Annotated in this window: 7 protein-coding genes; 1 reads left to right on the top strand and 6 read right to left on the bottom strand. The window is 35.5% G+C overall.

Annotated features, from left to right (window positions below; translation table 11 throughout):
• Window positions 1-76: 76 nt before the first annotated feature.
• Together dinB and DFQ09_RS12355 are read right to left on the bottom strand one after the other, a co-directional pair.
• Window positions 77-1,294 (bottom strand): DNA polymerase IV, encoded by a 1,218-nt coding sequence (dinB, locus tag DFQ09_RS12360; protein WP_115810770.1) that lies wholly within the window; start codon window positions 1,292-1,294, stop codon window positions 77-79.
• A 466-nt stretch (window positions 1,295-1,760) separates the two neighbouring features.
• The gene (locus DFQ09_RS12355) at window positions 1,761-4,781 is read right to left on the bottom strand and encodes a DNA polymerase III subunit alpha (RefSeq protein WP_115810768.1); all 3,021 of its coding nucleotides are present in this window, start codon (window positions 4,779-4,781) and stop codon (window positions 1,761-1,763) included.
• A 245-nt stretch (window positions 4,782-5,026) separates the two neighbouring features.
• On the opposite strand from DFQ09_RS12355, the gene DFQ09_RS12350 reads away from it, so the two are divergent.
• Window positions 5,027-5,794 (top strand): XRE family transcriptional regulator, encoded by a 768-nt coding sequence (locus DFQ09_RS12350; RefSeq protein WP_115810766.1) that lies wholly within the window; start codon window positions 5,027-5,029, stop codon window positions 5,792-5,794.
• Between the two features lie 73 nt (window positions 5,795-5,867).
• Here the strand turns inward: DFQ09_RS12350 and DFQ09_RS12345 are convergent, their stop codons facing one another.
• The 4 genes from DFQ09_RS12345 to DFQ09_RS12330 form a co-directional block, all read right to left on the bottom strand.
• Window positions 5,868-6,146: a F0F1 ATP synthase subunit epsilon gene (locus tag DFQ09_RS12345; protein WP_115810764.1), complete on the bottom strand. Its 279-nt coding sequence runs from the start codon at window positions 6,144-6,146 to the stop codon at window positions 5,868-5,870.
• 73 nt (window positions 6,147-6,219) lie between these two features.
• Entirely contained in the window at window positions 6,220-7,728 is a 1,509-nt protein-coding gene (atpD, locus tag DFQ09_RS12340) for a F0F1 ATP synthase subunit beta (protein WP_115810762.1), read from the bottom strand.
• A gap of 180 nt (window positions 7,729-7,908) precedes the next feature.
• Entirely contained in the window at window positions 7,909-9,546 is a 1,638-nt protein-coding gene (locus DFQ09_RS12335; RefSeq protein ID WP_115810760.1) for a G-D-S-L family lipolytic protein, read from the bottom strand.
• Window positions 9,547-9,557: 11 nt separating this feature from the next.
• Window positions 9,558-12,311 carry a TonB-dependent receptor gene (locus DFQ09_RS12330; protein ID WP_115810758.1) on the bottom strand — a complete coding sequence of 918 codons (2,754 nt, stop codon included), beginning with the start codon at window positions 12,309-12,311 and terminating at the stop codon, window positions 9,558-9,560.
• Window positions 12,312-12,365 lie beyond the last annotated feature (54 nt).

The raw sequence follows: 12,365 nt of genomic DNA, 5'->3' as shown, positions 1-12,365 counted from the left end.
CTTATGTTATAAAGATACAATTTCTCGTTCATATGTTTTGCTTTTTGAATTTTTGTCACCTGAGGGTTCATAAATTTTAATGTCGTCGATTAGGCAATAAAGGAGGTGGTTCGCCATTAAAAGGGTTAAAACGACTAATGGTTTTTGCTTCCATACCTGCAGCACTCATTACAGCTCTGTCACCATAACGTTCGCGCATTTTGTCCATAGCATTGGTTAGGTTGAGGTGCATTTCGTTGTCTTCAAACAGATTTATTTGATGGCCTCCTTCTACCAAATGACTAAACTTTACGCCAATCAATCTCACCAAAAGTCTGCGATGGTATAGTTTTTTGAATAAATCTAATACCACAGGAATAAGCATATGATCCATGGCGCTATAGGGAATACGTTGTTGTTGCGTGTACGTCTGAAAATCGGAATACCGAATCTTAAACGTGACGCAAGCCGTTAACTTATGACCACGACGTAATTGGTAGGCTAAATTTTCTGTCATAGCAACCACCATCCCTTTAAGTTTGGTAACATCTGTAGTGTCTTGATTAAAAGTACGCTCAGTAGAAATAGATTTACGCTCGTGGTATTGTACCACAGGAGAGTTGTCTATACCATTGGCTTTTTTCCAAATAACAAGACCGTTTTTACCTAATACTTTATGCATGAGTTCCATGGGCATTTCTTGTATGGTATGAATGCGTTTTACACCCAAATCACACAAAGCTTTGTAAGTGACATTGCCAACCATAGGTATCTTTTTAACCGAAAGTGGAGCCAAAAATGGTTTTTCGGTACCAGAAAGAATACGAATCTCGTTGTTGGGTTTGGCTTCTCCAGTCGCAATTTTAGACACTGTTTTGTTAAGCGATAAACCAAAGGAAATCGGTAAGCCAGTTTCTTTGATGATTTTCTGACGTAGTTCTGAAGCGAGTTTGTGGCAACCAAAAAATTTATCCATTCCGGTAAGATCGATGTAAAACTCATCTATTGATGTTTTCTCATAAAGAGGAACGCTCTCTTTAATCACATCGGTAACAGCGTTTGAAAATTTGGTGTATACACCAGAGTTTCCTCTAAGTATAATAGCTTCAGGACAAAGCTGTTTTGCCATACGCATTGGCATCGCAGAATGAATGCCGAATTTTCGAGCTTCATAACTACAAGATGCCACTACACCTCTGTCGCTTGTGCCACCAATAAGAATTGGTTTTCCATTAAGGCTACTATCGGTATGTCTTTCGCAAGACACAAAAAAGGTGTCTAAATCCATGTGTACGATGTTGCGGTTTTTGTTCATTTTTAATTTGGGTTTTCTTTCCTGTGAGATTTAAAAACACCCCTAAAGTCCCCTCAAGGGGACAATTAATAAAAAAATCTTTTAGATTTTTTTATTCGCAACAGTGAGACTGTCCCCTTGAGGGGACTTTAGGGGTGTTAAATCTAACTAACAATTTTATTATAAAAGCGTAGTTCACGTCAGTTCGAGTGGCGATTTTTGGAGCTAAAGTGGAAAAATTGTTGTATCGAGAGCCTTATGGTTCGTTAAAGCTTATCGATACAAATTTGTTAAAGCTAGGCTTCGATATCTTCAATCAAAAAATATTTTGATTTTGATAGTTTCACAAATTCACTCGAAGTGACTCCATGTTATTTTTTAAACTGTTAATTATACCTACAAGGTTTTTGAAACCTTGCAGGATATAGAAAATTTTAAATTTACCCTAGCTCATAAATCACCCGAAGTGATGAGTGGGTTTTAATCTTTATGCTTGTGCCTGTTTTAGGTCTTGAAAGCTTTTCTTATTCTGAAATGTAGGATTCAAAGATTTTACCGCATAACGCGGGTCTTCAATAATGTCTAGTCTTTCAAGTTTTGAAACTTCAATCGTTACACAATCAAATTCTACCATTACTTTTCCTGTAATGCTATAAATGCCTTTACCTCTAAAAGGATATTTAGCTGCAATAGGAGGGAAGTGAACCGTGTCTAAAAAATCACCATCACGATCTAAAAAGGTGCCAAAATGCATCATTTTTCCATTCGCCGTTTTGGTATTTTTGGTCGTAATCAAGTAGCCTTCAATGATAATAATTTTATTTTCTAGTTGTATGAGGTGTTTCGCGCGTAAATTACTAATCGAATGTGTTTTGAGTAAATAAAACGGATTACAAAGGCTAAATCCTAGTAATTCAATCGAATCGAAAGCGTTTTCTAAGTCTGTACTCGGTAATTCAGGTGTATTATAATTCACACGTTCGGTTTTAAACAGTGTAACGACGTCTTCTTTAATGACGGTTTTACTAATTTTTAAATGGGCTTCCCAAAGCAATTCACGTTTATTAATTCCTGTAAACCGAAAAGCATTGATTTTAATTAAAATCGAAATCTGTTCAATAGAGATTGATACACGTTCTATAAAGTCGTCGAGCGATTCAAATTTGCCATGTTCTTGTCGTTCATTAAGAATACGATTTATGGTTTTAGCTTCTAAGGATTGTAAAAACATAAAGCCTAAATAGATCGTTTTCTCTTTTATAACGGCTTGGGTAAACGACTTATTAATACATGGTGCTTCAATAATACCATTGTGCATTCTAGCTTCATGAACATATAATTCTGTGTTGTAAAATCCACCAAAATTATTAATGGTCGCTGTCATATATTCCAACGGATAATAGGCTTTTAAAAACAGACTTTGATAACTTTCTACAGCATAAGAAGCAGAATGGCCTTTAGCAAACGCATAACCTGCAAAACTTTCAATTTGACGCCAAATATTAGCAACCAAATCTTCAGGTTTTCCATCGTGTTTACAATTGTCAAAGAATTTTTGTTTCACTTTGGCAAACTCGTCTCTCGATCGGAATTTTCCAGACATACCACGACGCAGCATATCTGATTCACCCAAATCTAAACCACCAAAGAGGTGTGCGACTTTAATGACATCTTCTTGATACACCATAATACCATAAGTTTCGGGCATAATTTTTTGTAGAACAGGGTGTGCTTCTTTTCGTCTTTCGGGATAGCGGTACCGTAAAATGTATTCGCGCATCATACCACTTTTTGCAACGCCAGGTCTAATGATAGAACTGGCAGCGACTAAGCCCAAATAATTATCGACTTGTAATTTTTTTAATAACATACGCATGGCTGGGGATTCGACATAAAAGCAACCAATGGCTTTAGCGTTACGCAATAAATCTTTAATGCGTTCGTCTTTTTTAAACCCTTTTATATCATGAATATCAATAGGAGGTTGGTCGCTATAATTTTCGTCAATAATTTCTACCGCTTCCTTTATCTTTCCTAAGCCACGCTGGCTCAGAATATCGAATTTATAGAGTCCAATATCTTCTGCAACGACCATATCAAATTGTGTCGTCGCAAAACCTTTTGGAGGCATAAATGTGGCACAATACGAATGAATGGGTTGTTCTGAAATTAAAATGCCGCCAGCATGAATCCCTAAATAATTAGGAAACCCTTCAACATAGGTGCTGTATTTAATGACGAGTTGCGATAATTGATCGAGCTGATTAATATGATATTTGCCTCTAGTTAATTTATCCATTTCTGACTTCGGTAAACCAAACACTTTTCCTAATTCGCGAATAGACGCTTTAAATTTAAAGGTATTATAAACTGCAATAAGTGCTGTGTGTTTAAAGGTGTTGAAAATGTAATTGGTAATATCATCTCTATCTCTCCATGAAAAATCGAGATCGAAATCTGGTGGATTCTGACGAAAGAGGTTAATGAAACGTTCAAAATATAAATCGAGTTCAATAGGATCTACATCTGTGATTCGTAGTAAATACGCAATAATACTATTGGCACCACTACCACGACCAACGTAGTAATAATTTTTACTTCGGGCGTATTCTAGGATTTTCCAATTGATGAGAAAATAGGAGACGAAGCCTTTTTTTTTAATGATATGAAGCTCTTTTTCAATACGATCATAAACCTTCTGTTCCACCTTAATGCCGTAACGATAGTTAATGCCATCATATGTTAATTGTTTCAGTAACTGATAATCTGAAGTTTCATTTTCTGTTAGACATTTTTGGTTTTTAGGTTCGGTATTTTCAAAATCGAAAGTAGTGGTGCAGTCTTCTAAAAGTTGCTCTGTATTACTGATGAGTTTTGGGAATTCTGAATAGGTTTCACAGAGGTCGTTGTACGGTAGCATCATGTCATTTTCATGACCTTCTTCGGACTTTGGAAGTTTGCTTAATAAAGTGTTATTATCAATAGCGCGTAGTAAACGATGGGTGTTGAATCCTTTTTTATTCTGAAAGGAAACCGTTTTTAAAACCACGAGTTTATGTTTGAATTCATTCCATTTTGAGAATTTTAAGGTATTAAGATCTTGAGGAGTAATGCCTAAAAACTCATTGGATTTTAATTCGAAATGATTTTGGTTTTGATAGGGATAAATCACGAAGCAATCCTCTAAGTCTTCATCTGGTCGTTCTGGGATTTGTAAATCGTGATTGTGAAGAAATTTAGAGAGGTAGGTGTTAATATTTTGAAACCCTTGATTGTTTTTGGCGATAAGAATGAATTGCTGTTGTACACCATTTCTAAAATCGACACCAAGCACGGGTTTTATTTTGTATTTTTTTGATAAACGCATTACATCTAAACACGCAGATGTACTATTAATATCGGTTAGCGCAAGGGTTTGTACACCATTTTCTGATGCAATAGCAAGGAGTTGTTCTGGTTTTATGGTTCCATAACGAAGGCTGTAATACGTGTGACAATTTAAATACATAACTAAAAATCTAGATTGTAAATTTAGCTACTGTGTGTAGTTTTTATTGCTTACATTTGTAGTAATATTTGAAAAAGTTAAAAGTTAAAAGTGAAGAGTTAGGAGTGAAGCGTTATTTTGAAACTTGGTGTTTTGAAATGATTTAATTCTGAGATTTTCGAGACAATTTTAACACTAGAAATAATAATTTATGCTTTTAGCATGTCGCTTTTTTTAATGGATGATTAATAAAAATAAAATTACAGATGAAACCGATTCAGGCTAATATAAAACATTTACGGACTCTAAAAAAGCTCTCTCAAGAGCGCTTTGCTGATGAATTAAGCTGGAGTCGCTCAATGGTGGGTTCTTATGAAGAAGGGCGTTCAGAGCCGCCAATAGACCGCTTAATAGACTTGTCTAACTTCTTTGATATCCCTATTGATATTTTAGTAAAAAATGATTTGCGTAAAGCCAAAGACACATCGTTTATTGAAGTCGGGAATAAGCGTGTGTTATTTCCTGTAACTGTTAATGAAGATAACGAGGATTTAATTGAAATTATCCCAGCAAAAGCATCCGCTGGTTATTTGTCGGGTTACGATGATCCGGAATATATAGAACAGCTTCAAAAGATTAAATTACCGTTTTTACCAACAGGGACACACAGAGCATTTCCTATTAAAGGGGATTCTATGTTACCTGTAAAAGATGGTGCGTTTATAGTCGCAAAATTTGTTGACGATATTAGAGATGTTAAAAGCGGACGTACGTATATTATACTAACTAAGGATGATGGTTTGGTGTACAAGCGGATTTATATTCCTGAAGGAGACATTTCAAATTTGTTGTTAAGCTCAGATAATAAAACGTATCAACCCTATTTAATTCCACGCGAAAACATCTTAGAAATATGGGAATTTACATGCTGTATTAACACTCAAGAATACGATGAAAAAGAATTGAAATTGAGTAGTATTATGATGCTATTTCAAGAATTGAAGGTTGAATTAGAGGCGGTAAAACGACTATAATATTTTTATTGTTGGGCATAAAAAAAGCGCGAAATAAAATATTTCGCGCTTTTCTATTTTATAGTAAGATGTGTTAGTCTGCTAAAATAATTAGCTTATTATCTTTTAATTCTAATGTTCCAGAATTAATCGCTAACCAAAATCCTTTATCCGATTTTGTAAATTTTGCTTCAACCTCTTTTTCTAATTGAATGTTAGTTCCATCAACCTTTACATGTCCTTCTTTAAGAATAGAGACAATAGGGGTGTGATTGTTTAACATTTGAAATTCACCATTTACTCCAGGAACAGTTACTGAAGTAACTTCTCCGCTAAATAATGTGTCTTCTGGTGATACAATTTCTAAGTACATATTTTATAGTTGTTTGTTATTAGTTGATGGTTGTTGGAAAACTAGCAACCAACAACTATAAACTATTAACCAATTATGCTTCAGCTAACATTTTCTCTCCTGCTTCAATAGCTTCTTCAATAGAACCTTTAAGGTTAAATGCTGCTTCTGGTAAGTGATCTAACTCACCATCCATAATCTGATTAAAACCTTTAATTGTTTCTTTAATATCTACTAAAACACCTTTAAGTCCTGTAAACTGTTCTGCTACGTGGAATGGTTGAGATAAGAAACGTTGTACACGTCTTGCTCTACCTACAGCCATTTTATCTTCTTCAGATAATTCCTCCATACCAAGAATAGCAATAATATCTTGTAATTCTTTATAGCGTTGTAATAACTCTTTTACACGTTGTGCACAGTTATAATGCTCATCACCTAAAATATCAGCAGTAAGAATTCTTGATGTAGAATCTAATGGATCTACCGCTGGGTAAATACCTAACTCTGCAATTTTACGAGATAATACTGTAGTTGCATCTAAGTGAGCAAACGTTGTTGCTGGAGCTGGATCCGTTAAATCATCTGCAGGTACGTATACCGCTTGTACAGATGTAATAGATCCTCTTTTTGTTGAAGTAATACGTTCTTGCATTGCACCCATTTCGGTTGCTAATGTCGGTTGGTAACCTACTGCAGAAGGCATACGACCTAATAATGCAGATACCTCAGAACCAGCCTGTGTAAAACGGAAGATGTTATCTACGAAAAATAATACATCTTTTCCTTGTCCTTCACCAGCACCATCACGGAAATATTCTGCGATAGTTAACCCTGAAAGTGCCACACGAGCACGAGCTCCAGGAGGCTCATTCATTTGTCCGAATACGAAAGTCGCTTTAGATTCTTTCATTCCAGATTTATCAACTTTAGATAAATCCCATCCGCCTTCTTCCATAGAATGCATAAAGTCATCACCGTATTTAATAATACCTGACTCTAACATTTCACGAAGTAAATCGTTTCCTTCACGTGTTCTTTCACCAACACCTGCGAATACAGAAAGTCCACCATGACCTTTTGCAATATTGTTAATCAACTCCTGAATCAATACTGTTTTACCAACACCAGCACCACCAAATAAACCAATCTTACCACCTTTTGCATAAGGCTCGATAAGGTCGATTACTTTAATACCAGTAAATAAAACTTCAGTAGACGTTGATAAGTCTTCGAATTTTGGAGCTTGTCTGTGAATCGGTAAACCAGCATCACCAGCTTTAGGTAAATCTCCTAATCCATCAATAGCATCACCAATAACGTTGAAAAGACGTCCGTAAACATCATCTCCAATTGGCATTTGAATTGGAGCACCAGTGGCATGAACTTCTGTTCCTCTACTTAAACCATCTGAAGAATCCATAGCAATAGTACGTACAGTGTCTTCACCAATGTGAGATTGTACTTCTAATACTAATTTTGAACCATCTTGGTTATTAATTTCTAATGAATCATAGATCTTTGGAAGCTCTGAACCAGCAGCGAATTCTACATCGATAACTGGGCCTACGATCTGTGCAACTTTACCTGTAACTTTTGACATTACTCTTATGTTTTTGTTTTGCAATAGTTTAAATCTGAAAAACAGCTAACGCAATCTAGTTGACTGCGTACGTTTTTCGCGCTGCAAAGATATGGTTTTATTTAAAAAAATAATAGTATTTTTTTAATAAAAAAACACGCTGTAAATGAGCGTGTTTTTGTTATAAAAATATAAGTGAATTTATTGAAGTGTTGGTGGATAGTTGGTAGGGTAATTACCTATATCTAATAAGTTACCCGAAGCTTCAAAATTTGACCCATAGGTCTCATCAATTTCTTTCATAAACTCGTTGGCTAATAATGCATAACCTCTTGCTGTTGGGTGAACACCATCTAACGAGAATGCACCACCTGTTACTAAACTAGATGTTAATACAAAATTACCATCGGAATAACCTCCATTATCTAATTGTGACATTAATGAGTTGGCATCTACAAAAGCAAATCCAGCAGTAGTTGCAGCAGCCTCTAATACAATGTTAAAAGCGTCTGTTGCTAATTTTATCTCATCTTGCTCAGTTGGTAATAATACCCATTTATCTTCTAAAGGAAGTGAAACGCCTTCTACAGAGAATTGACCAGCTAATGCTTGAGGAAGTCCTTGAGCCATTAAAGCCGCAACAGATTCCATATTAACTGTTCCTATTACCTTACTACTTGGCAATACTAACAAATCATTTGCATTTGCCTGTCTTGTTTGTCCGTAAGTTACACCTAAAAGGTTCGCTACGAGTGGAGCCGCTTGAGCAGGTAATCCAAATTGCGCAATAAATGCTGGGAAAGTCGGACTAGCGTTTAAAGCTCCAATAATGGTTGTAGAAATGTCATTTAAACTTTCATCTTTAATTACTACTGCACTAGCTTCCGTTTCTGAAAAAACAATAGCTCTATTTGGATCTACAGCATTAAAAATTGGATTTAATGCACCAAAAATAGAGTTTAATAAAGGTATTTGCGGACCAAAATCTGGATTTGAAGGATCTAATGGGTTGTGAGGAACAGTTGTAAAATGAGGAATAGATGTTACGTAAGGTATATTGGCCATAACCCCTTGAGCACCTGAAGCCTGTAAAGCACCAACAATAGCGCCAATTGTTTGATCGAAACCAACACCTGGTGGTCCAGTTAATGGTGTAATTGCAGCGACAGTTTGATCACCACCAGAGGTGGCATAACCTAAAACATCATTATTTCCAATCCATAAAGAAACAAATGTTGGCTGTTGAGCTAGCGCATCACTTAAAACCGTTGCGTTTGGAGCAGAAGCCATACGTACAAAATATGGGTTAGCAGAAGGAGGATCTGTAACTAAGTTTGCAGGATTGCCATAACCATCATATAGTAAGTGAAAACTTGCAGCACCAGGAACTCCCATATTGTTTTTAGAACCTAATGAGGGTGCAAATGCTTCTGTTGTTGACGTTGCAGGTAAACTTGCAGGTCCTGAGCCATCAAAAAATAATCTAGGGCCAAAACTTCCATCGGTATTTTGGTTTCCACCAAATAATAAACCACCAATATTGTCATCCATTAAAGGCTGCGTAAAATCACCACCACCAACTAAGGCAAATTTTTGAGATAGAATATTCGGCATCGAGTTTTCTTGGCCTGAAATAAATAAAGCATTATCTGTAAAACCAGCAGTTAAAGAATTCCCTATAGATACATACTTAGCGAAATTTGCTGAACCTGCAGTTAGTTCAGGAAAGGTAACTTGTTCTGTTGGGTTATCTAAAAGTTCTTCAAAATCTGCTTCATCATTACATGCTGTAAATCCAATTAGGACAGCGGATAGTAATACATATTTTATATTTTTCATTTTGCTATTTTTTATAAATTATTAATTGTCAAAGAAGCATAATACATTGACCCTATATAACCTGATCCAAATACAGTGAAATATTCTTTTCCACCAATATTTGTACCACCTAACTTAATTGTAGATTTTAAGGTTGGAATAGTGTAACTAATTTGTGCATCAACTGTGTGGAATTCTGGTACAATACCATCCCCAAAAGTCGCTTCCCAGAAATAATCATCCGTAAATTTGTAGGCTACATTAAACCCAAAGTTTTTAAATAACTCTGTATTTCCAAAATGAGCTTTAAACTTATGCTCTGGTGTATTAAAGTTCGTTTCAAAATTTGGATTAGCTGCTTGGTCAAAATCTTGTTTAGTGAATGTATAACTTCCACCTAAATCAAAATCGCCCATTATTTTAGTTGATAATCCTATTGAGGCTCCATAAGAATTAACATCTACATCAGAATTTGTGTATGCACTATAAGTAGTGAAATCGCTACTTGCTATTGCTAGAACAGATAAACTTCTTTCAGCAGAACCTTCAGGGGCAGTAACATCACCATATAACGGTGCTATGACAACCTCTGAAGAAATAAAATCTTTATATTTATTATAATATGTACTAAAATCTATAGTCAATTTATCAAACTTTCCTCTATATCCAACCTCTATAGAAGATACTTTTTCTGGTGATACAAGGTTTGGATTCGCTACTGTTAAAACAGTAGGATCTCCACTTGCTGCTAGTTGTTGTACCGAAGATGCAGTATAAGAGTTATTGTACGCAGCAGCACCAGTTTGTGTATATACGGTTCCGTTACTTGATGTGAAATCTCTAGAATAGCGATCTAAATTATCTGGGGCAGACCCCACTAATATTGCTCTACCAGCATCTAATCCAATAAATAAATCTTGAGTCGTTGGATTTCTAAAACCTGTTTGAGCAGAAGCTCTAATGTTATGATTTTTATTTAGCGTTAAGCCTACAGATAATCTAGGAGATACAAATCCATCAAAAAACTCTGATTTATCATAACGTGCAGAAGCCGTTATTTTTAAATTCATATCTTCATTTAATTCTAACTCTTTTTGAATTTGTGTGTAAACACCAAACTCACTATAGTCAATTTCACCATCATAATCCGTGTAGATAGACCCGAAAGAATTTAATTTATATTGTCTAAAAGACCCTCCAACTTGAATGTCTGCAATATCAGTTAAATGACTAAAGTTGTAGTTACCATCTGCGTGGTAGTATTTAGAAGCATCTTGGAATTGTGATCCTGTAGCTAAATCTGGGTCTTTAATAATTCTATTGAATGCATTATTAAATTCTGTTGAACCTGGTTCAAATCTTCCATTTTCAGCAGCAGCTCTTGCAGCAGCATGAGCCTGAGTATCTGTAGCACCACCTCCTAAAGTTGCAGCTACGTATGTATTTATATAATCACCGAACCAATCAGCATCACTTTTCCAAGCTCTGTTAATGTTGATTCCTGTAAATACCATATCATAAGAATCCCCAGCTTTGTCAGCTACAACATAACCTCTTATAAAATAATTGTCGTTTTTTAATTCTAGTTTATGTTGTTCTTGAAAGAATCCATCAATATTATATCGGTTAGTACCTTGGTATATAGTTGTACCAGTACCTACTTTACCGACATATTGTATTTCGAAATTGCTATCTGTTATTGGACGGTAGTATAACCCCCAATCGGCCTTAATACTTTGAGCTTTATGTTCTGTTAAGTCACGTTCATTATATCCTGTTCTACTTACAAAAACATCTGGGACAATACCTGTACCTCCTGATAAGTCATTAATGTTTGCTGATACTTCATCTCCATAAACGTTGATACCGTTATAGTTTAAATTGCTCGCTCTAGTGCCGCCAAACATATCACTATCTACTTCGCTAGTTGCTGCCCAATCTGTACCATCTAAATAACCAAAGTTTACTTTCGCTGCAAATTTATCGCTAAATTTATAAGCCATACTTAGACTTACATCTGTATATTCATTATCTCCAGCCGCTTTTTGAGAGGTGATACCTTTTTTGATAGCAACACTAATTCCTTGGTGATCGAAAGGGTTTTTACTTCGCATAAATAGAATACCATTAAATGCATTTGCACCATATAATGCAGAAGATGCTCCTGGTAATAGTTCAACACTATGTACATCTGTTTCAACCATACCAACAAGGTTTCCTATTGGGAAATTTAAAGCAGGTGTGGAGTTATCCATACCATCAACTAATTGCATAAAACGCGTATTGGCAGTTGTAGCAAAACCTCTTGTGTTAACAGATTTAAAAGTTAAACTACTAGTGTTAACATCAACACCTTTTAAGTTTTCTAAGCCTCCATAAAAATCTGCTGAAGCCGTGTTTTTAATTTCTTTTAATCCAAAACGTTCTACTGTAACCGGTGATTCAAAAATACGTTCTGGAGTACGGGACGCTGAGATGACAACTTCATCGAGTTCGTTTCCTTCTGCTAAGGTAACATCAATCGTTTGGTTATTGGAAGTAATTTCGATTGTTTGAGCTTCGAAACCCGTATAACTTACACGGATTGAGAACGGTGGTTCTTGAGAAACCGTTAAGGTATAGTTCCCATCAAAGTCAGATACCGTACCTGTACTGGTACCTACTACAACAATATTTGCACCAGGTAATGGTAAGCCAGTATTGTCGATAATTTTACCATTTATTGTGGTTTGTGCAAAAGATACCACGCAAAAAAGCATAGTGAAAAGCTTTAAGATTGTCTTCATGTTAGAGATTAGTTAATTTATTAGATGAGCAATTTAATTAAATATATGAAAATT

It is taken from the genome of Winogradskyella pacifica (assembly GCF_003386275.1).
GTDB classification, from domain to species: domain Bacteria; phylum Bacteroidota; class Bacteroidia; order Flavobacteriales; family Flavobacteriaceae; genus Winogradskyella; species Winogradskyella pacifica.
Note: the sequence above shows the minus strand (reverse complement) of the source record. Positions and strands in the feature narration are given on the sequence as shown.

Bases quoted from the DNA above. Each gene is read 5' to 3' on its own strand.
- dinB (WP_115810770.1), bottom strand. From the start codon at position 1,294: ATGAACAAAAACCGCAACATCGTACACATGGATTTAGACACCTTTTTT.
- DFQ09_RS12355 (WP_115810768.1), bottom strand. From the start codon at position 4,781: ATGTATTTAAATTGTCACACGTATTACAGCCTTCGTTATGGAACCATA.
- DFQ09_RS12350 (WP_115810766.1), top strand. From the start codon at position 5,027: ATGAAACCGATTCAGGCTAATATAAAACATTTACGGACTCTAAAAAAG.
- DFQ09_RS12345 (WP_115810764.1), bottom strand. From the start codon at position 6,146: ATGTACTTAGAAATTGTATCACCAGAAGACACATTATTTAGCGGAGAA.
- atpD (WP_115810762.1), bottom strand. From the start codon at position 7,728: ATGTCAAAAGTTACAGGTAAAGTTGCACAGATCGTAGGCCCAGTTATC.
- DFQ09_RS12335 (WP_115810760.1), bottom strand. From the start codon at position 9,546: ATGAAAAATATAAAATATGTATTACTATCCGCTGTCCTAATTGGATTT.
- DFQ09_RS12330 (WP_115810758.1), bottom strand. From the start codon at position 12,311: ATGAAGACAATCTTAAAGCTTTTCACTATGCTTTTTTGCGTGGTATCT.